This is a genomic window from Bartonella sp. AP36NXGY (assembly GCF_042195865.1).
Classification (GTDB): Bacteria; Pseudomonadota; Alphaproteobacteria; order Rhizobiales; family Rhizobiaceae; genus Bartonella.
The window spans coordinates 103,742-124,559 of record NZ_JBHIPD010000004.1 but is presented as its reverse complement, the minus strand read 5'-3'; the positions used below and the strand labels follow the sequence as shown (position 1 = coordinate 124,559).

The window sequence follows — 20,818 nt, the reverse complement described above, 5'->3', positions numbered from 1 at the left end:
CTTTTGTTTTTATTGTTTTGGCAGAGTGGATGTTACGATGACTTTAGAAGAAAAAATGAAAGATATGGGACAAAAAGCACGCTATGCCGCTGCAGCATTGGCTGTTGCTTCTTCTGAGCAAAAGAACAATGCATTAGAAATGATCGCTTTAAGTTTAGAGGCTCAGTCAGATGAAATTTTACGGGCGAATTGTCAAGATTTAGAGAATGCTGCTCAGAATAATTTGAAAGCTGCAATGATTGATCGGCTAAAATTAGATGATTTGCGTTTACGTGCAATGATAGACAGTGTTCGCCAAGTTGCTCGTTTATCTGATCCTGTTGGACAAGTGATGGATGAATGGACGCGTCCAAATGGGCTTCATATAAGTCGTGTACGAACACCTCTTGGTGTGATTGGCATTATTTATGAAAGTCGTCCCAATGTTACAGTTGATGCGAGTTCTTTGTGCTTAAAAGCAGGTAATGCTGCGATTTTGCGCGGTGGTTCGGATAGCTTTCATTCTTCTCATGCTCTTCATTTAGCTTTGGTACAAGGTTTAGAGCGCTCTGGTTTACCCAAAGATGCTATCCAAATGGTTGGAACGACAGATCGTGCTGCCGTTGGGGAAATGCTCAAAGGGTTGGATGGAGCGATTGATGTGATCGTACCACGTGGTGGAAAGAGCCTTGTTGCTCGTGTTCAGTCTGATGCACGTGTTCCAATTTTTGCTCATTTGGAGGGACTTTGTCATATTTATATTGATAAATCGGCAGATTTAGATATGGCACGCAATATTGTTTTAAATGCAAAGCTGCGGCGAACAGGGATATGCGGTGCTGTTGAGACAGTTCTCATTGACAGCCAAGCATTAAAAAAATTTCTTCCTGTTTTAACTGCTTTACAGGAAAAGGGGTGTGAAATTCGTGCCACAGAAGATATTGTTTTTCTTATGCCAGATGTCAAATTAGCTTCTGAAGAAGATTGGTCGCATGAATATCTTGATGCTATTCTTTCTGTTAAAACGGTTGAGGGTGTTGAGGGAGCCATTGCTCATATCAAGCGTTATTCATCAGGACATACGGAATCGATTATTGCTGAGGATTTGGAAGTGGTGAAGAATTTTTTTAATCATTTAGATTCAGCTATTTTATTACACAATGCATCTACACAATTTGCTGATGGAGGTGAATTTGGTTTTGGAATGGAAATTGGTATCGCAACAGGAAAAATGCATGCACGTGGTCCCATAGGTGTTGAACAGCTAACATCATTTCAATATCACGTTAAAGGAAATGGTCAGGTTAGAGCTTGAGAACACCATTTTTTCCATGGAAAAATTGTATGCCACATGTTGAAAGATCTAATGTTGTGGGTCTTTTTGGTGGTTCCTTTAATCCACCGCATGCGGGGCATCTTCTTGTTGCAAAAATTGCCATTCGGCGTTTGCATCTTGATCAGTTATGGTGGATGATCACTCCAGGAAATCCTTTAAAGGATTGTACACAGTTGCTCCCTTTAGAGGAGAGAATGCGATTAAGTTTTAAACTTATTGACCATCCGAAAATTCGCTTGACAGGTTTTGAAAAAGCTATAGGGAGCAAAGTATCGGTAGATACGATTTTTCATATTCTTACTCATTACAGTGGCGTAAATTTTGTATGGATTATGGGGGCAGATAGTTTTGCGACGATACATCATTGGTATCGATGGCATGATATCGTCTCTATGCTTCCTATTGCGATTATTGATCGTCCTTTAGGCAATTGGTCAGCACTTTCCTCTCCTATGGCACATATTTATCGCCGTTTTCGTTTGGATGAGAGAGAAAGTAAGCGATTACCTTTTATCAAGCCACCAGTTTGGACTTATTTGCATGGACCTTTATCTTTTCAATCTTCAACAAACCTTCGTTTGAAGAAGAATGATTTTTCTTGAACATTTCATAAGATTCTGTTTCTCTTTAGAGAAGTCTCTTTTTTAGATTCCACAACGATAAGAAAGGATATTGATCTGAAAAACATTGCACACAAACACTCTTACGATACTATGCCTTCAAAAGAAAAAAAAGTTTTTTCTGTTAGTGAGAGTCTTGAAGTTATTCTCAAGAGTTTAGAAGATACAAAAGCAGAAGATATTGTTGCTATTGATATTCGAGGGAAGTCATCTTTGGCTGATTATATGGTCATAGCTTCAGCAAATTCGCAGCGTCATGTATCGTCTGTTGCTGATCATTTATTACATACTTGGAAAGATAGTGGGCAGGGGCTTGCGCGTGTAGAAGGGCTTGCTGGAGGTGACTGGGTATTGATTGATACAGGTGATATTATCATTCATCTTTTTCGTCCAGAAATTCGTCTTTTTTATAATTTAGAAAAAATATGGATGACGCCGGATTTAAACGATACGGCTTTGCTTCTCTTCGGAGATCATTAAAATGCAAATTTCTATTTTTGCGGTTGGTCGTATGAAAAGTGGGGCGGAGCAAAAATTAGTTCAGCATTATTTGGATCGTTTTTCTAAAATTTCTGGAGATGTAGGCTTTCATTTAAAAAAGTTACAAGAGATACCAGAAAGTCGTGCTCAAACAGTTTATCAACGTATGGAGGAAGAGGGGAGAAAACTTATTGAATTTTTACCTGAAAAATGTCGATTAATTGTGTTAGATGAGCGTGGAGAATCGATTTCGTCAATTTCTTTTTCTGAAAAATTGAGGCGTTATCGTGATGAGGGCATTCGAGATGTCGTCATTGCTTTGGGAGGACCTGATGGGCATAATGAACAAATAAGGAAGCGTGCTGATTTTCTTTTATCTTTTGGTTTGATGACGTGGCCACATCAAATTGCACGTATTCTTCTTACAGAACAACTTTACCGCGCTGTAACAATTGAAAATAATCATCCGTATCATCGTTTTTAATATTTTTGTTCAATTTTTAGCACTTATTTATATGTTTATTAATATTGTTTTAGCTGACACCATTTAAAGCATCTCTAATGTATACGATGAGGTGTCATGGTTTTTGCAAATGAAAAAGCTTCTTCATAGAAAGATGCTATATTTATATGAGGAGTGCGTCATATTTGTCATTCTGCTCTTGAGTATATTTTTTTGCTTTTCTGTATCGCATGCGGAAGATACAATGAGGAGTACGGAAGTCCATAAAGAATTAGGAGAAATTCGCCAAAATATTTCACTTTCGCGTGAGCGTGTTGCTTTTCTTATGCATCAAGTTGAGCATTTAAAAAAAGATCAACGTGTTTTGAGTGATGCACTCATAAAGGCGGCTAAAGAAGAACGTATAGTAGCAGATGATATTGCTAAAAGGGAAGAAAAGCTTAAAAAAATGATAGAAAAGCGGGTACAAGTCTATCAACGTTTAAAAAATCGTCGTGCTGAATTTGCGGAAGTTCTTGCAATTTTGGAGCGTATGGGATTGAATCCGCCTCCTGCTCTTATGATACAGCCAGAGGACGCGTTGGCTTCTATACGTAGTTCTGTTTTATTAGGTACCGTTATTCCTCAGATGCAAGAGAAAACACGAGATTTAACAGAAAAACTCAAGGAGTTGACCAATTTGAGTAATTCCATTACTACGGAATATAAGGCATTAAAGACAAAGCTGCAAAATCAAGCAGAGCAGCGAAAACGTCTAGAGCTTTTATTAGACCAAAAAAACAAACTACAAAAAAAATCAGAAAAAGAACTTACAGAACAGCAACAAAAAAATATTGCTCTTGCTAAAAAAGCGCAGTCTTTAGAAGAATTGATTTTAGAGCTCGACCGTCAGTCAAAACTTAGCTCTGATGCATCAGTACAGGTACGGAAAAGTTTGCAATTGTTAGAACAGTCCAATTTTGAAAGCCGAAAAGGTTCTTTACTTTTTCCTGTTTCAGGAAAAAGAATACATCACTCTAACAAAAGTTCGCAGATTACGCGCTTTGGTGAAACGATAGAAACAGAGTCAGGAGCTGTTGTTATATCACCTGTGGATGCTTTTGTTGCTTTTGCTGGGCCATTTCGTTCTTACGGACATTTAATCATTCTCAATGTTGGAAATGGTTATCATATCATTCTTACTGGAATGTCGAGAATTAATGTAAAACAGGGGCAGTTTGTTCTTTCAGGTGAGCCTCTGGGTATAATGGAAATGCAATTTATTTCAAACAGTGTTGCATTGGATATAGGAAAAACTTCTCCAATGCTTTACATTGAGTTTAGAAAGCAGGGAAAACCTGTAAATTCAACTCCTTGGTGGCAGACTGAAAAAATAAGAAGGAGCCAAAATGATTCGTAAAGTTATTCTTTTGGTCGCTGGGGTATTGCTCGGCGCCTGTTCAATGATTATGGTGCAGTCTGTTGCTGCGAATAATGAAGATAATGCATATAAAAAGCTAGCTATATTTGGCGATGTTTTTGAGCGTGTGCGTATGCAATACGTTACAGTTCCAGATGATAAAAAGCTTATTGAAAATGCTATCAATGGCATGCTCACATCACTGGACCCTCATTCATCTTATTTGAATGCTGAAGAAGCCAAGGATATGCGGGATTCTACGAAAGGAGAGTTCGGAGGTCTTGGTATTGAGGTCACTATGGAAAAAAACTTAATTAAAGTTGTTTCACCAATGGATGATACTCCCGCTTCAAAAGCAGGTATTCTAGCAGGAGACCTTATTTCAAAAATTGATGATGTACAAACGAATGGTCAAACATTGAATGAAGCTGTTAATAAGATGCGAGGTGCTCCTGGAACACCAATTACCTTAACAATTATTCGTTCTGGCGTTGATAAGCCATTTGAAGTGAAGATTGTTCGTGATATTATCAAAGTAAAAGCGGTGAAATATCGGGTTGAAGGTGATATTGGATATTTAAGAGTTATCCAGTTTTCTGAACAGACATTAAATAATCTTCTAGCGGCAATTAAAGATATCCAATCTAAAATTCCTGAAGATAAGCTAAAAGGTTACGTCCTTGATTTGCGGCTTAATCCCGGTGGGCTTTTAGATCAAGCTGTTAATGTTTCGAGTGCTTTTCTCAATAAAGGTGAAATTGTGTCGACTCGTGGGCGCAAAAAGAGTGATGTGACAAGATTTGATGCGAAGCCAGGTGATGTCATTAATGGAAAACCGCTCATTGTTCTTATTAATGGTGGTTCAGCAAGTGCTTCTGAAATTGTTGCGGGTGCACTGCAAGATCATCGTCGTGCAACAATTTTAGGGACGCAGTCTTTTGGTAAAGGATCTGTTCAAACAATTATTCCTTTGGGTGAAAATGGGGCTTTACGCTTAACAACAGCACTTTATTACACGCCATCAGGCACTTCTATTCAAGGAACAGGGATCACACCTGATATTATTGTAGAGCAACCACTCCCTGAAAAATATAAAGGTTATGATGTAAAAGTTGGTGAGTCTGCATTAAAAGGACATATCAAAGGAAAACGAGAGAGTAATAAAGGATCTGGTTCAGCTGCTTTTGTTCCCAAAGACCCTAAAGATGATATTCAATTGAATGAGGCTTATAAACTGTTACGAGGTGAAATGGCAAATGCAGCATTTCCACCAGATCCCAATAAGGATGTGTTAAAGTGAGAATTGATATCTATAGCTTGCGATTTTGAGGAATATTAAATGGATGCAGATATTAATTTGAAGATTCTTCCATATCGCAAATGTGTTGGGATTGTTGTCTTTAATCATGAGGGGAAAGTGTGGGTTGGGCGTCGTTTAATGATGCCCATTCATGCAGATGCAGATATTGACATATCTCATCGTTGGCAGCTTCCTCAAGGAGGGATTGATGAAGATGAAAAACCATTAGATGCGGCATATCGTGAACTTTATGAAGAAACGGGTATTCGATCTGTAAAGTTGATTAAAGAAGCACAAAATTGGTTCCATTATGATTTTCCACAAGAACTTATTGGGTGCACATTAACAAATAAATATCGTGGGCAAATACAAAAATGGTTTGCTTTCCAGTTTACAGGAAAGCTTTCTGAAATTGCGATTAATCCGCCACCAGATGGCAATAAAGCGGAATTCGATCAATGGAAATGGATTGATCTAGAAACCCTTCCGTTGATTGCTGTTTCTTTTAAAAAGCACGTTTATACGAAAGTTGTCAGCGAATTTCGAGGTAGCCTTAGACCATTATAAAAGCTATATGATTATGAGAAAGCTTTTTTTATTAAGATGCTTTATATTATAATAAATAATAAACATGTTTATCTTTTATGTAAAGAACAGGAATATAAAATGAAAAAGTTATTTAATTTACTTATAGTTTTTACTCTCTTGAGTATTTCATCTGTTGCATTTGCAACAAGTTCAAAGCCTCCTGCATCAAAAGATGCGGCAGCGACATTGCCAAATGGAGCTTCTTCTTTGACTGAAACCTACGGTTTGTGGACTATTAACTGTGGTATACAAGAAGGGAAAAGAATTTGTTTTATGCACCGTCAAGAAGTAAATGAGCAGGGGCGTGTTGTTGTGGCTATGGGCCTTACTCTCGATGCTGAGGGTGTTGTATCTGGTAATTTAACAGTTCCTTTTGGCATTTTGGTTTCTAAACCTGTTCGTTTACAAGTTGATGAGGGAAAAGCTGTTATCGAAACCGGTATCCGGACTTGTGTACCAGCAGGTTGTGTGGTTCCTGTCGTTTTTGACAAAAATCACGTAGCAGCTTTACGTTCTGGAAAACAGTTAAAGTTGGCGATGACAATTGCTGCTGCAGGTGAACCAGCTTTGAATGATTTATTTGTTCAGCTAGATGGTTTTAGCAGTGCTCTTAATCGTTTGACTGCTTTGCAGAAATAATTTTAAAACTAAAAGCGGCCTTTAAAAGGCCGTTTTTAGTTTGTTTGTTTTTTATAATTAATAATTAAAACGATGAGATTTAAGATTAATCCTATAAGGGATATTCAGATTTTTTGCCGTTTCTTCTATTTTATGTGCTATTTTTAATTTTGATATTTGTTTTCTAACTGCATCGTCATTAAATAGAGAGATGAAGAATTTAGATGTCTGGTTTTTATTCAAGAAAAAAGAGTATTGAAATATAAAACCATTTTTTGATACACAGACCTGCTTTAATGAAGGTTTTCTATACGCTCTTCTGTTTCCTTGATTGAAAGGGATGACGCATGATTTATGCATTGCTTCGAACGATTGATTTGATTTTTGAGATTTATATTGATATTTTAATCGCGAGTGTCATTTTTTCTTGGCTTTATGTCTTTAATATCATAAATTCGCGCAATCGCTTTGTTGTTTTGATAGGAAGCTTTCTATATCGTCTTACAAATCCCGTTCTAAGCCGTATCCGGCAAATTTTACCAAATTTTGGAACGATTGATATTTCACCTATTGTAGTGTTCATTATTATTTATTTTATTCGTACTTTTATGTGGCGCGTTTACGCAAACATGTATGTATAGAAATATTACTTGAGGCGAATACATGTTTTATCAAGTTGATAAAAATAACTTGATTTTGTTTGTATATCTCATTCCAAAATCATCTGTTGACAAAATAATAGGGGTTGAATGTAGGGATGGTGAAAAACAATATCTGGTTATACGCCTTCGTGCTGTTCCTGAAGATGGAAAAGCGAATAAAGCTCTCATTAAATTTCTTGCGAAGCAGTGGAGAATCCCATCTTCTTCTATTTCTCTGAAAAACGGTGCAATATCTCGCTACAAACAACTTTACTTTTCAACACATTTAGAAGAGCTAAAACAGATATGGCAATCCTTTAGAGATTACATCTCGTAGAAAAAATAAATAACAAAGCCTATAAAAAATAGGCTTTATTTTATTAAATCGTTATATTTTGTTATTGCGCTCAACAGCTTGCTTAATTAATTCATGAGCAAAGTTTTTATCACGCCATCCTTCAATTTTAGCCCATTTTCCAGGTTCCAGATCTTTGTAATGCTTGAAGAAATGTTCAATTTGTTTGAGTGTAATCTCGGGCAGGTCTGTATAGTCATGAATATTGATATAGCGTTTTGTTAATTTTGTAGTGGGAATGGCAATAATTTTTTCATCTTTACCACCATCATCTTCCATCATTAGAGCTCCGATGGGGCGAACATTGATAACACAACCAGGCATAAGTGGACGGGTATTACAGATAAGGACATCAATAGGATCACCATCATCTGAAAGCGTATGAGGGACAAAACCGTAATTTCCAGGATAAACCATTGATGTATGAAGAAAACGGTCAACAAATAATGCACCCGACTTTTTATCCATCTCATATTTTATTGGCTGCCCACCAAGGGAGACTTCCACAATAACGTTAATATCTTCTGGTGGATTTTTGCCTACGGGTATTTCCTTAATATTCATAGAGACATCCTTTCTGGAATATAGTGAGGCTCAATACAATTAAATATTTTACCAAAGAGATTATGAAATTAATTTGAAATTGATGCACGTGTTTTTTCAAAACGTTTACGTTCATTAGGATCAAGATAGAGCTTGCGGAGACGAATATTTTTAGGGGTTACCTCTACAAGCTCATCATCTTGTATCCACGATAAGGCGCGTTCTAACGTCATTTTAATGGGAGGCGTTAACTTTACGGCCTCATCTTTTCCAGAAGCGCGCATATTGGTGAGTTTTTTTCCTTTTAACACATTAACTTCTAAGTCATTATCTCGTGAGTGGATGCCAATAATCATACCTTGATAGACTTTCACACCCGCATCGATGATCATAGGTCCACGATCTTCAAGATTAAAAAGAGCATAAGCGACAGATTCACCGTTGTCATTTGAAATCATAACACCATTAACACGACCAGCAATGTCTCCTTTATAAGGTTCATAAGCATGGAAAAGGCGATTCATAATTGCTGTACCACGTGTGTCCGTTAAAAGTTCAGATTGATAACCAATGAGTCCTCGGGTTGGTGCATAAAAGACAAGGCGGACACGATTACCTCCAGAAGGACGTAATTCCACCATTTCGCCTTTACGTTCAGACATTTTTTGTACAACAGTACCGGAATATTCTTCATCAACATCGATAACAACTTCTTCGATTGGCTCAAGAGTTATTCCATTTTCATCTTTTTGCATAACAACACGTGGGCGTGAAACACTAAGTTCAAATCCTTCACGGCGCATATTTTCAATGAGAACTGCAAGCTGTAATTCTCCTCGTCCTGAAACGTAGAAAGAATCTTTATCGGCTGATTCTTCAATTTTAAGAGCGACATTGCCTTCTGCTTCTTTTAACAATCGGTCACGAATGACACGGCTTGTTACTTTATCGCCTTCAGTTCCAGCAAGGGGACTATCGTTGACGAGAAAACTCATAGTAACAGTAGGAGGATCAATTGGTTGGGCAGTAAGGGGTTCATTGACAGTAGGATCACAGAAAGTATCAGCTACGGTACCTTTTTGCAGACCTGCAATCGCAACAATATCACCAGCACTTCCTTCTTCAATAGGTTGCCGTTCTAAGCCACGAAACGCTAAAATTTTTGAAATACGCCCAGTTTCTAAAAGTTTTCCATCTTGTCCAAGAACCTTGACATTTTGATTGGGTTTCAAAGAGCCAGAATGAATCCGTCCTGTAATAATTCGTCCCAAAAACGGATCCGCTTCAAGAATAGTTCCAATCATGCGAAACGGTCCTTCTGCTACACTAGGAGAAGGGACATGCTGCGTCACAAGATCAAATAAAGGACCTAATCCCTGATCTTTTGGTCCTTCAGGGGCTTCAGCCATCCATCCATCGCGTCCAGATCCATAAAGAATAGGAAAATCAAGCTGTTCATCGGTTGCGTCAAGAGCAGCGAAAAGGTCAAAAACCTCATTAATGACTTCATCAACGCGTGCATCCGGTCGGTCAATTTTATTAATAGCAACAATAGGGCGCAATCCTACTTTCAATGCTTTGCCAACGACAAATTTTGTTTGTGGCATTGGTCCTTCAGCAGCATCAACAAGTACAATGGCTCCATCAACCATATTTAGAATGCGTTCAACTTCTCCACCAAAGTCGGCGTGTCCTGGTGTATCAACAATATTAATTCGTGTATCTTTCCAAACAACAGATGTCACTTTCGCTAGGATTGTAATTCCGCGTTCTTTCTCAATATCGTTTGAATCCATCATACGTTCGCTTGTACGCTGATTATCACGGAAGTTTCCTGATTGCTTGAGAAGTCCGTCTACAAGCGTTGTTTTCCCATGGTCAACGTGGGCAATGATGGCAATGTTACGCAATTGCATAAATTTTCTTCTTTTCGTTTAATGAAATTTCATTTGAGGCAAAGTCTTTACATTCTTTGCCTGACTATTAAAAAACCTTTTACATGTTTTTTTATAGTTTTGGAAGATGGAGGCAATATTTTTATGACAAAACTATTTATCCAAGTCTTTAAGGCTCTATTAAGCTTCAATTGCTGGAGCTTCGTAAAAGGATTTTTATAGTGCGTATGTTCTATTCTCGAGCTAAGAATTATCCAAAAAATCACCGTCAACTTGATTTCTATCAATATGACACAAGGAGTTTATATGAGCTCTTGTAAGAGTAAGTAAGTATAAAGCTAGCCATATTATTGTTGTTGTTTTGCAAAGAGATTAATAAAAATCCGGAATATCTCTCAATCCATAGCCAATTTATTGACAACTGTACAACATTCTTATTCTAAATAAAGCTTTTTCTTATTCTATAACTTGTCAATCAAAATCCAGATCTAATGCAACCGTGTATTTGAGGTAAATATTGAGACGATTAAGAATTTTATAAGAAGTTCTAGCTTTTGTATGCCAGATTGGGGCAAGAGTTATATCTGTTTGATTTATTTATGAACCCGGAATACAGTTTTATTTAGAAAGAATATGAAGGCATCCAAAGAAAATGTCCATCTTTGCCGTTAATCCAATTTATGCTTTCAAAGGCATCTAAAGTAATATCTTTTAAACCATGGAGATAATGCTTTGCCCCTCACACTTTTGTTAATCGTATTCTCTAATAGGAGCATGCTTTTCATGCCAAACAGAACACTTTAAACAGAATATACTTGTTGTTACATATTCATGTACTTAAGAGAGATTGCTTAACGTACACTACATCCATTCCATGATAGGGCTCATAAATGATATAATATACGCGAATAGTATACTATTAACGCCTTTGTGAAAAAATATAAAGCTGTTGAGCATTATCATTATTATTCTTTCTCAGCTGTCAATATTGCGCCAGTTTTTGATACGAGAAAGAAGATATAAGAAGTATTTTATTTTTTCTTGAATAGTTTTTAGCCATACACCGATCTCGTTTGTGACTGGCAAGAAGATGACTTTAATCGATTTAATATGAGAAGCTTTATGATGAGGTAAATTTACGTCATTCGGAGCTGTTATTCAAAAAAAATAATAAATTATCTATGGAGCGGTGCGCTAGAAAATAAATAATAAAGCTTATTTTCTTATGGAAAGAATCTTAGGTTACATGACAAGATCTTTCCATAAGTAAGAGTTTTTACTTTACATGTTTAAAGAAGAGTTCCTGACAAAATGAGGGAAGCTACAGAAAAATAGATTATAATGCCCATGACATCTACTAAAGTTGCCACAAAAGGAGCAGAAGCACTTGCTGGATCAAATTTTAAACCTTTAAGAATAAAAGGCAACATAGATCCAGAAAGAGAACCAAAGGTAACGATTCCAACTAAAGCTGTACCCACTGTTGTCGAAATAGCAATCCAATGTTGTCCATAGTCGTAGATACCCAGTTTTTGCCAAAGAGCAATGCGCGTAACACCAATAATTCCTAGTAAGAGACCAAGGGATAGTCCTGTTGGAATTTCACGAATGATCACTTTCCACCAGTCTTTCAACGTGAGTTCACGTAAAGCCAATGCACGGATAATAAGGGATGTAGCCTGTGAGCCGGAATTTCCTCCTGAGCTCATAATGAGAGGTATGAACAGTGTAAGAATAATCGCTTTTTCGAGTTCTGTTTCGAAATGTTGCATAGCGCTTGCTGTCAGCATTTCACCGATAAAGAGTAAAGCGAGCCAGCCTCCGCGTTTTTTCATCATTTCAGGAAACTTAATTTGCATATAGGGCTTATTAAGCGCTTCCATACCCCCAAATTTATAGGCATCTTCATTCATTTCATCGACCATAGTATCAAGCACGTCATCAACGGTTACAATGCCAATGACATGGTTACTTTCATCAACTACAGGCACAGAGAGAAGATCATGGCGCTGGAAAAGGCGTGCGATATCTTCATGATGTGTGAAAGGTGATATTGTAATGGGCGAGTCATGGGTAGGGACATTAAGAATTTGTTCATCAGGTGAGGCAAGAATAAGGTTACGCAGGGAAACAGCTTTGAGAAGAGTACCTGTTTTGGGGTCAATTACATAGCTGGTATAAACTGTTTCACGTGTTCGCTCGACCTCACGAATGTGATCCAAAGTTTTTTGTATGGTCCAGTTTGAAGGAACGGCTATAAACTCTGTTGTCATCAGTGCTCCTGCTGTATGATCAGGATAACTGGTGAGTTTTTTAAGTTCAGCGCGCGTTAAGGGGTTAAGCAAGGCATAAAGTCGTGTACGGGTTTCCTTATCCATTTCTTGAAAGACGTCTGCAGCAGCATCGGCAGACATGCCATCAAGAATTTCAACAGCACGATTTATAGGGAGAAGTTCTAGGATGGCAGCAGGTTGCTCAAGCTCTGGTTTATCAAAAAGTTCGATAACATAATCAAGAGGCAGAAGACTAAGAATAGTTACACGTTCCATGATATCGAGCTCATTGATGATATCAATAGAGTCTGCAAAATGCTGGTTCTTTAACTTTTCAGCGAGAGCTTCAGGAGAAAATTTTTTGAAGTCGAAGGCCGTTTTGATTTCAGTCATGATAAAGTACCTCCTGAAGAGTTGGAGAGTTGTAAATCTAGATAATAGATGAGATAAAAACAAAAGTTTATGGAAGATTTAAAAAAACTCCCCAGCTATATTCCCAATTGTTAATATTTGAAGTAAAGTCAAGGATAAATTATAAGTTATAAACAAGTTTCTGAATCACTAAAACGAGAATACAGCTTAATTTGAGGATAATATAAAAACGTAAATGTAAAAATCAGTTCTGATTTTACCATCATTTCTTTAATGTAGTTTGCGATTTTCAAAAGAATCTAAAGCAATATTTTATAAAGAGTGGAGATTATGCTTTTCTCCAAGTGTTTTTGTTAATATGCAATTCTATTGTGATGTGCGAGCGAATAATCTTTATTGCTTCAATATAATATGGTTTGAATGAAAGAACTTTACGATTTTCAGGTTTTTTATTCAATAGGGTTTTGAAAGGTAGTTTTGAAACTCACGAAATAGTTTTAGTATGTTATCAATTTGTGTCGTAAAGATAATTGTTACAGTTTAAATTTATAATGGAGACATAAAGTATTATGACAAAAGCAGCAGTGCTGGACTGGAAGGGATTTTTAGGTCTTCCTGATTTTTCTTCTATAAGTGACGAAGATTTTAAACCCGCTTTTGAACAGGCACTTCAAGAAGCAGAAGAAGAACTAGAGGCAATTGCGATGGTGCAAGAACCACCAACGCTTGAGAATTTTTTGCAGCCTTTTGAGCTTTGCGGCAAAGCGCTTGATCGTGTCTGTTCAATATTTTTCTTACGCACCAGTGCTCATACGAATGTATTAATTCAACAGCTAGAGCAAGAGTTCGTTGTAAAACTTTCTCGTTATTCTTCAAAAATGATGATGGATGCGCGGATATTTGCGAAAATAGATATGCTTTATAAACAGTCGCAGTTGGGCACATTTGAGAGTGAAACAACACGTGTTCTTGAATTATGGTGGAAAAAGTTTGTTTGTCATGGGGCAAAACTCGATGAAAAAGCTAAGAAACGGCTTTTGGAAATTAATGAAAGACTTGCTTTTTTAAATGCTACTTTTGGACAAAATGTCTTAAATGATGAAGCTGAATGGATTCTGTTTTTAAAACAAACAGACTTATCTGGTTTACCGCAAGATCTCATTGCTTCAATGAAGGAAATTGCGTGTGAAAGAGGCAATGAAGAAGCGTATGCATTAACACTAGCACGTTCGATTGTTGAACCTTTTTTAAAATTCTCTGATCGTCGTGATTTGCGTGAGGTTGCATTCCAAGCTTGGGCTAAACGTGGTGAAAATAATAACAAGAATGATAATAAAACAATTATTGTAGAGATTGTTGCGCTTCGAGATGAGCAGGCTAAATTATTGGGATATAAATCTTTCGCAGATTTGAAGCTCGATAATACTATGGCTAAAAGTGTTGATTCCGTTATGGATTTGCTTATGCCTGTATGGAAGCGCGCAAGAGCGAAAGCTTCTACTGAGCAAATTGACTTACAAAATTTTGCCAACAATCAGGGCAGCAATGAATCTTTAGCTGCTTGGGATTGGCGTTATTATGCTGAAAAGCTTCGCACTGAAAAACTTTCTTTCGATAGCGCTGAGATTAAATATTATTTTCAGCTTGATCTTATGATTAAAGCGGCTTTTGGGGTAGCCGAAAAACTCTTTAGCATTACATTTGAAGAAAAAAACGCTGTTACACTTTGGCATCCTGATGCACGTTTGTGGGAAGTAAAAAAGTCTGATGGAAGTCTACTTGGGCATTTTATTGGTGATTATTTTGCACGTTCTTCAAAACGCTCCGGTGCGTGGATGAGTAGTTTGCAATCACAACATAAATTGGATGGCGGACAAAAGCCTATTATCTACAATGTTTGTAATTTTGCTAAACCACCTAAAGGGGAAGTTGCTCTTTTATCACTTGATGATGCACGTACGCTTTTCCACGAATTTGGACATGCATTGCATGGTTTGCTTTCTGATGTCACATGGCCATCTGTGTCGGGAACATCTGTTTCACGTGATTTTGTTGAGCTACCTTCTCAACTTTACGAACATTGGTTAACAGTACCAGAGATATTAAAATCTTATGCTATACATACAAAAACAGGCCATCCTATGCCACAAGAGTTGATAGATAAAGTCTTAGTAGCACAGACATTTAATGCAGGATTTTCTGCCGTTGAATTTATCTCATCAGCTTTAGTGGATATGGCTTTTCATCAAGGCGAAACAGTCACTGATCCAACAGTGTTTGAACGCCAAGAATTAGAAAAGCTGCAAATGCCTGATACAATTATTATGCGTCATCGTCCCCCACATTTTATGCACGTGTTTGCGGGGGATGGTTACGCATCTGGTTACTATTCTTATATGTGGTCGGAAGTCCTTGATGCTGATGCTTTTCAAGCTTTTGAAGAAACGGGAGATGTTTTTAATTCAGAGCTTGCTGATAAGTTGAAACGTTTTATTTACTCCGCTGGAGGAAGTCGTGATCCAGAGGAGCTTTATAAAGCTTTTCGGGGACGAATGCCTTTACCAGAGGCAATGATTAACAAACGTGGACTATAAGATATAACGGTATGGTTAACACCATGCCGTTTTCATATTATTCGAAAGGTACAGTTGCGATTTATGCAAATTTTCTCTTCATTATAGCTCTGTAAACAGAGTTTTTTATCTTATTCGCTTTTTGTTTATAGAGGAAAATAGATTTTGTATTTTAAATAGACATTATGGGAAAGAAAAATTATCAGCTCGATCTTTTTGATGCCCATTTGGTGGAAACCATGATTTTTTTATAAAACTTGACTTTCTTTTGCCTAAAAGGTGAGTGTTTTTTTGTGCCATATCATCGAGGCTCATTGGAGGCTGACGCATAATTTTACTCCGCTCTTGATTCTCTGATTCTTGTATAAGTTTTTGAATAACTTGATCGGTTGAGTAAGAATTTTCATGAGAAAAGGCATAAAAATTTGAAATATTTTTCAATGGTTTTTCTAAATAAGAGGCAAGTTTTTTCTTTCCTTCAGGGGTGAAATGCATGCCATTATTGGTGCGTAATTTGGTTATTTTTCCATTAATATCATAGCCTGAAAAAGAAAAATTTCCTGTCTCATCACTAAAGCCGCTCCAGATATCGAGAAAATACCCTCCTGCTGTTTCTGTTTCTTGTTTATAGAGCGCATTAAAAATTTTCATTTTTTGTGTCAAAAGATCATTTCCAAAAGAAGGCTGACCTATCCATATCCATGATTTTCCAGAGGCGTGAAGACTTTCAGTAATTTCGATAATTCTTTGTTTGTAGATGCGTATCCATTCTGACTGATCTGTGTTAATCATGTTATGAGAGTCTGTGATGGGTTGATTATCATTTGCACCGATCATCATGATAATAACATCGGGGCTATTTTGATCAATGAGTTTAGAAATATTGCTTTGCCAAGAATAATAATCCGTTCGAACTAAGCCGGAAGCTGGCATTGTGTTGTTCATGATAACGATATCGCTATTATTTATAAAAAATTTCTTAAGTGCATCAGCAACAGCAGAAGCTGCAAAATCCCCTATGACAAGAATGCGCTTTGCATTCTCATTTTTTAGCTTTTGTATGTTTTTTTGTGTTACGATCTTTTTTTGCGGCTTGTCTATTTTTTGTTCTATAATTTGCGGTGGCTGCTGTGTCTGTTTGTTTTGTTGTGACAACCATTTGAAGAAGTTCGTTGCTTTACTTGGGGATGGCTGTAAGATCCCCACAATAGAAAGTGAAAACAGCAATAATGTCAAGTATATCAGGCGAAAAGAAGACAAAAATTTAGTCTCCCTTATTGTTTGCGAAGGAGAAAAAGCACTTGAGATGATGGATATCCATTTGCTTTTAGACCGTGACGCAGTTGAAAAGCTTTAATTGCTTTGCGAGAAGCTGTTCCGATTTTTCCATCAACATTCCCTTTATAATAGCCCAGTGCACTTAAGCGAGATTGTAGTTCTTTACATTCCTGGAAAGTAAGAGGTTGAAAAGGTCTTTGCCAATCATTTACCAATCTAAGATGTCCAGCAATGCGATCAGCAAGAAGGCCAACAGCAAACGCATAACGATCTGCATTATTATAATGTTTCAGAACAAAGAAATTTTTTGTGACTAAAAATATAGGTCCTTTTGCTCCATCTGGATATTTTAATATTGCTTGTTCAGCTGATGTAGGAAGAGGGTGCCCATTTGCGTGTTTTACACCTAATTTTTTCCATTGTTCAAAGGAATACCAGCCTTCAGGAAGGGTTTTCCCCTGCGGCACTTTTACCTCTACTCCCCAAATAAGATTAGGTTGCCAGCCATTTTTGTGGAGAAGGTTAGCAGCAGTAGCCAGAGCATCTGGAACAGAGTTCCAGATATCACGCCGTCCATCTTGGTCCATATCAACTGCATAGGCGAGATAACTGCTTGGAATAAATTGTGTATGCCCCAATGCACCGGCCCAAGATCCAGTGAGTTGAGAGCGTTTAATTTCGCCACTTTGTAGAATTTTCATAGCAGCAATCAGCTGTGTATATGCATATTTTGCACGTTTTTTATCAGCATAGGCTAAAGTTGCAAGAGAGCGAATGGTATCACGCATTACACTTTTATTAGCTAAAACCTTCCCATAGTTGCTTTCCATTGACCAAATAGCAAGCAGAATATTGCGATCAACACCAAAACGTTTTTCAATTTGAAGAAGCCATTTGTTCCATTTTTGAGTTTGGCGTCGTCCTTCCTCAATTGCAATATCATGGACACGATTATCGAAATAGTTCCATGAAGGAGCAACAAATTCCGGTTGGTATGCGGCGCTTTTTAGAACTTCTGGATCAATGGCATTAACACCTTTAAACGCCATATGAAACGTAGAGGGGGTAATATTGTGAGCAATAGCTATTTTTTTAAATTCTTTAATCCAGTGTTTAAATCCGCTATCAGCATATGAAAGGGGTGCAAAAAACATTAAAAAAGCAGAAAAAATAACGGCAGAGCCAGTGAGAAGAGTTCTCCAAGCTATTGACTTCTCTAAAAAAGAGAAAGTCTTCAATTCTGTTTTTTGCATTTTGAAATCCCCATTAATATTCAATTCATTAGATGTGCAATAACTTTATTTTGTATTTAGTTTAATCGATAATATGATCAAGAAGAGGAAAAAACTGAAATAAATAATACGTTTTAATCCCTTCAATAAATTCTCAGACTCTTTTTACATTTTTATTGCTCATTATAATGATAATCAAAACAATAAGATATCTTTTTTACCATTTCGTAAAAACATATGATAAATAAAACAAAAAAGTTATATGAATTCATTGAGGAGGGTGAGTGTGCGTAAAATCCGGAAAGCAGTATTCCCAGTAGCAGGTCTTGGTACGCGTTTTCTTCCTGCGACAAAAACGATTCCTAAAGAAATGCTAACAGTTGTTGATAAACCTGTTATTCAATATGTTATGGATGAGGCGAGGGAAGCTGGTATTGAGCATTTTATTTTTGTAACTGGACGTAACAAAGCCGTTATTGAGGATTATTTTGATGAGCAAGTTGAATTATATACGACACTTGCTGAATGTGGAAAGAAAGAAGATCTTGCACATTTATACCGTTTACAGCCATTACCAGGGTCAACTTCTTTCACTCGGCAACAACAACCTTTGGGATTAGGGCATGCTCTTTGGTGTGCACGTGAATTAGTTGCAGGGGAACCTTTTGCTTTGTTATTACCGGATATGTTGATACAAGCGAAAAAGGGCTGTCTTTCTGAAATGATGAGCCTTTATGAAAAGGTGGGTGGGGGAAATATTATAGCAGTTCAGGAATGCGATCCTAGAGAAACACATAAATATGGTATTGTTGGGAAAGGCAAACAGATTGCAAATGGTTTTGAAATCACAAAAATGGTAGAGAAACCAGCACAAGGTACGGCACCATCAAATTTGTACATCAATGGACGTTATATTTTGCAGCCAGAAATTTTTAATATTCTTTCCACTCAAGAACGGGGAACAGGAAATGAAATTCAATTAACAGATGCTATGATACGGCTTTCAAATGAGCAAGATTTTTGGGGTTTGCAAGTAAAAGGGCGCACTTTTGATTGCGGTTCTAAAGCTGGTTTTATTGAAGCCAACGTTGCATTTTCTTTGGCACGCGCTGATATGCACAGCCACGTTTCTGCTTCATTGAAAAATTTACTAGAAACCATTAATGTCGAAAAGTGATATAGATCTCTCACTTAATTTTATTGGTCGAATTTGATTATGACAATATCGTCTCCTCATATGGCTTTGCAAGGTGCAGTAGCATCAGCGCTTAAAACACTTGCTAGTGAAAAGCAGGGGCTTGAAGCTCTTGAAAAAGCTCTTCTGGAAAGTCTTTCTTCTTCTTTTGAAGCGGCTGTTCAAACTATTAGAAATGCTCGTGGACATGTGGTTATTACTGGTCTTGGAAAAAGTGGTCATATAGGGACAAAAATTGCAGCAACCTTAGCCTCAACTGGAACACCTGCCTTTTTTGTTCACGCTGCAGAAGCCAATCATGGTGATCTTGGTATGATTGGCTCTGATGACGTTATTCTTGCTTTATCATGGTCTGGTGAAACTCAAGAGTTAAGTGGTATTATAAGTTATGCGGCGCGTTTTCGTATCCCCCTTATTGCGATGACATCAAGTAAGCACTCTGTGTTAGGACGACAAGCTGATATTGTACTATTATTACCAAAGATAGAAGAGGCTTGCCCCCATGGTTTAGCCCCTACAACTTCAACAATTATGCAATTGGCAATGGGAGATGCATTAGCGGTTTCTCTTTTAGAAATGCGTGGTTTTACCGCAACGGATTTCAAAATATATCATCCTGGTGGTTCTCTTGGTGCAAGCCTTAAATACGTGTGTGATATTATGCATGAGGGTGATAATATTCCTTTGGTTATGCAGGGAACAGCTATGACTGAAGCGATGAATGTTTTGGTGGAAAAACATTTTGGTTGTGTTGGTGTTGTGAATCAAGAAGGTGAACTAATCGGAATTGTAACTGATGGCGATCTTGCACGTAACATTCATTTTAATTTATCAAAATTTAATGTTGACGAGGTGATGACCAAAGCTCCTAAAGTTGTAAAGCCAAATACACTTGTTGGTGCAGCAACAGCTTTTATTAATGATCATCAGATTGGTGCATTTTTTGTGGTTGAAGATAAAAAACCGATAGGAATTGTTCATTTTCATGATCTTTTGCGCATTGGCGCTGCTTAGATTAAGCTTCCCTATCAAATAAAATGTTATTTTAGGTTGAAATAGATTGAATGATACAAAGTTACAATTTTATTGTGAGGTGGCTTTACTGATATTTTGTGGAAGAAAATGATTATTTTACGCATTTCATAATGTTTAGAAAATTTTCAGGGTAAAGATTATACCAGCCTCTTTGCGTATTTTAGAGAGGATTTTCTATCAGGAGGAGAAAGGATGCCGCCTCCTGCTTAATGTGTGTGCTCCCTCTGTTCTTAAGAGAGGTTTCCCTTGTACTTTGTTTAAGATTTCCGCTTAAGGAAAAACTGTGCTCCTGTATGTGAGGTGCAGAGAAGTTGTGTGGCGTCATATGACATTGTACAATTGACTCTAGAAATTGTTCCACGGAGAATAGAGCGTATTTCAATTTCTATATTTTGGGCATTGAGATAATTATATGCTCCTTCTGATAGTTTTTCTTCTGTATCTGCTGCATGCGTTTCAAAAACACCATTGTGGAAAGAAGAAATAATACCATTCTCATCAACCCATTTTCCATCAATTCCAGTTGGCATATTTGAGTTATAATATCGCGAAAAGTTACAGGCACTTAACAGCAAGGCGGTAATTGTAAGACATAAAATATGATAGGTATGTTTCATTTATTGCACTCTATTTAGATTATTTT

The 20,818-nt window shown here is 37.2% G+C and carries 19 protein-coding genes; 13 read left to right on the top strand and 6 right to left on the bottom strand.

Going from position 1 to position 20,818, the window contains the following annotated elements:
- Window positions 1–37 precede the first annotated feature (37 nt).
- The 10 genes from ACFINX_RS03215 (at window position 38) to ACFINX_RS03170 (ending at window position 7,761) form a co-directional block, all read left to right on the top strand.
- Window positions 38–1,294: a glutamate-5-semialdehyde dehydrogenase gene (locus tag ACFINX_RS03215; RefSeq protein ID WP_375627674.1), complete on the top strand. Its 1,257-nt coding sequence runs from the start codon at window positions 38–40 to the stop codon at window positions 1,292–1,294.
- A 29-nt stretch (window positions 1,295–1,323) separates the two neighbouring features.
- Window positions 1,324–1,917: a nicotinate-nucleotide adenylyltransferase gene (locus ACFINX_RS03210; protein WP_375668327.1), complete on the top strand. Its 594-nt coding sequence runs from the start codon at window positions 1,324–1,326 to the stop codon at window positions 1,915–1,917.
- Window positions 1,918–2,028: 111 nt separating this feature from the next.
- Window positions 2,029–2,415 (top strand): ribosome silencing factor, encoded by a 387-nt coding sequence (gene rsfS, locus ACFINX_RS03205; protein WP_375610572.1) that lies wholly within the window; start codon window positions 2,029–2,031, stop codon window positions 2,413–2,415.
- A gap of 1 nt (window position 2,416) precedes the next feature.
- Window positions 2,417–2,899, top strand: coding sequence for a 23S rRNA (pseudouridine(1915)-N(3))-methyltransferase RlmH (rlmH, locus tag ACFINX_RS03200; protein WP_375611861.1), 483 nt, complete (start codon window positions 2,417–2,419; stop codon window positions 2,897–2,899).
- Between the two features lie 133 nt (window positions 2,900–3,032).
- Window positions 3,033–4,277 (top strand): murein hydrolase activator EnvC family protein, encoded by a 1,245-nt coding sequence (locus ACFINX_RS03195; RefSeq protein WP_375668326.1) that lies wholly within the window; start codon window positions 3,033–3,035, stop codon window positions 4,275–4,277.
- Window positions 4,267–5,577, top strand: a complete 1,311-nt coding sequence (locus ACFINX_RS03190) for a S41 family peptidase (protein WP_273790634.1) — start codon at window positions 4,267–4,269, stop codon at window positions 5,575–5,577. The genes ACFINX_RS03195 and ACFINX_RS03190 overlap by 11 nt, the downstream gene beginning before the upstream one ends.
- 39 nt (window positions 5,578–5,616) lie before the next feature.
- A complete protein-coding gene (locus tag ACFINX_RS03185) occupies window positions 5,617–6,144 on the top strand; it encodes an RNA pyrophosphohydrolase (RefSeq protein WP_375611860.1) in 528 nt (175 codons plus the stop codon).
- A 99-nt stretch (window positions 6,145–6,243) separates the two neighbouring features.
- On the top strand, window positions 6,244–6,804 hold the full coding sequence (locus ACFINX_RS03180; RefSeq protein ID WP_273790632.1) for an invasion associated locus B family protein: 561 nt from the start codon (window positions 6,244–6,246) through the stop codon (window positions 6,802–6,804).
- A 326-nt stretch (window positions 6,805–7,130) separates the two neighbouring features.
- Entirely contained in the window at window positions 7,131–7,424 is a 294-nt protein-coding gene (locus tag ACFINX_RS03175) for a YggT family protein (protein ID WP_375611859.1), read from the top strand.
- A 22-nt stretch (window positions 7,425–7,446) separates the two neighbouring features.
- Window positions 7,447–7,761 carry a DUF167 domain-containing protein gene (locus tag ACFINX_RS03170; protein WP_375611858.1) on the top strand — a complete coding sequence of 105 codons (315 nt, stop codon included), beginning with the start codon at window positions 7,447–7,449 and terminating at the stop codon, window positions 7,759–7,761.
- A gap of 51 nt (window positions 7,762–7,812) precedes the next feature.
- Here ACFINX_RS03170 and ppa read toward each other — a convergent pair whose 3' ends face one another.
- The 3 genes from ppa to mgtE form a co-directional block, all read right to left on the bottom strand.
- Complete coding sequence (ppa, locus tag ACFINX_RS03165; protein WP_375613276.1) at window positions 7,813–8,343, bottom strand: inorganic diphosphatase; 531 nt, start codon at window positions 8,341–8,343, stop codon at window positions 7,813–7,815.
- A 68-nt stretch (window positions 8,344–8,411) separates the two neighbouring features.
- Complete coding sequence (gene typA / locus ACFINX_RS03160) at window positions 8,412–10,238, bottom strand: translational GTPase TypA (protein ID WP_375611856.1); 1,827 nt, start codon at window positions 10,236–10,238, stop codon at window positions 8,412–8,414.
- A gap of 1,268 nt (window positions 10,239–11,506) precedes the next feature.
- Complete coding sequence (gene mgtE / locus ACFINX_RS03155; RefSeq protein WP_375627668.1) at window positions 11,507–12,883, bottom strand: magnesium transporter; 1,377 nt, start codon at window positions 12,881–12,883, stop codon at window positions 11,507–11,509.
- A gap of 548 nt (window positions 12,884–13,431) precedes the next feature.
- Here mgtE and ACFINX_RS03150 point away from each other — a divergent pair.
- Window positions 13,432–15,456, top strand: coding sequence for a M3 family metallopeptidase (locus ACFINX_RS03150; RefSeq protein ID WP_375632269.1), 2,025 nt, complete (start codon window positions 13,432–13,434; stop codon window positions 15,454–15,456).
- 162 nt (window positions 15,457–15,618) lie between these two features.
- On the opposite strand, the gene ACFINX_RS03145 is transcribed toward ACFINX_RS03150, so the two are convergent.
- Both ACFINX_RS03145 and ACFINX_RS03140 read right to left on the bottom strand, forming a co-directional pair.
- Window positions 15,619–16,695: an SGNH family hydrolase gene (locus tag ACFINX_RS03145; protein ID WP_375668325.1), complete on the bottom strand. Its 1,077-nt coding sequence runs from the start codon at window positions 16,693–16,695 to the stop codon at window positions 15,619–15,621.
- 14 nt (window positions 16,696–16,709) lie between these two features.
- Window positions 16,710–17,966, bottom strand: coding sequence for a lytic murein transglycosylase (locus tag ACFINX_RS03140; protein ID WP_375668324.1), 1,257 nt, complete (start codon window positions 17,964–17,966; stop codon window positions 16,710–16,712).
- 265 nt (window positions 17,967–18,231) lie between these two features.
- On the opposite strand from ACFINX_RS03140, the gene ACFINX_RS03135 reads away from it, so the two are divergent.
- Both ACFINX_RS03135 and ACFINX_RS03130 read left to right on the top strand, forming a co-directional pair.
- Window positions 18,232–19,122: a UTP--glucose-1-phosphate uridylyltransferase gene (locus tag ACFINX_RS03135; protein ID WP_375613281.1), complete on the top strand. Its 891-nt coding sequence runs from the start codon at window positions 18,232–18,234 to the stop codon at window positions 19,120–19,122.
- Between the two features lie 39 nt (window positions 19,123–19,161).
- Window positions 19,162–20,154, top strand: a complete 993-nt coding sequence (locus tag ACFINX_RS03130) for an SIS domain-containing protein (protein ID WP_375613282.1) — start codon at window positions 19,162–19,164, stop codon at window positions 20,152–20,154.
- A gap of 278 nt (window positions 20,155–20,432) precedes the next feature.
- Here ACFINX_RS03130 and ACFINX_RS03125 read toward each other — a convergent pair whose 3' ends face one another.
- Window positions 20,433–20,792, bottom strand: a complete 360-nt coding sequence (locus ACFINX_RS03125; RefSeq protein ID WP_375611849.1) for a hypothetical protein — start codon at window positions 20,790–20,792, stop codon at window positions 20,433–20,435.
- Window positions 20,793–20,818: the final 26 nt, after the last annotated feature.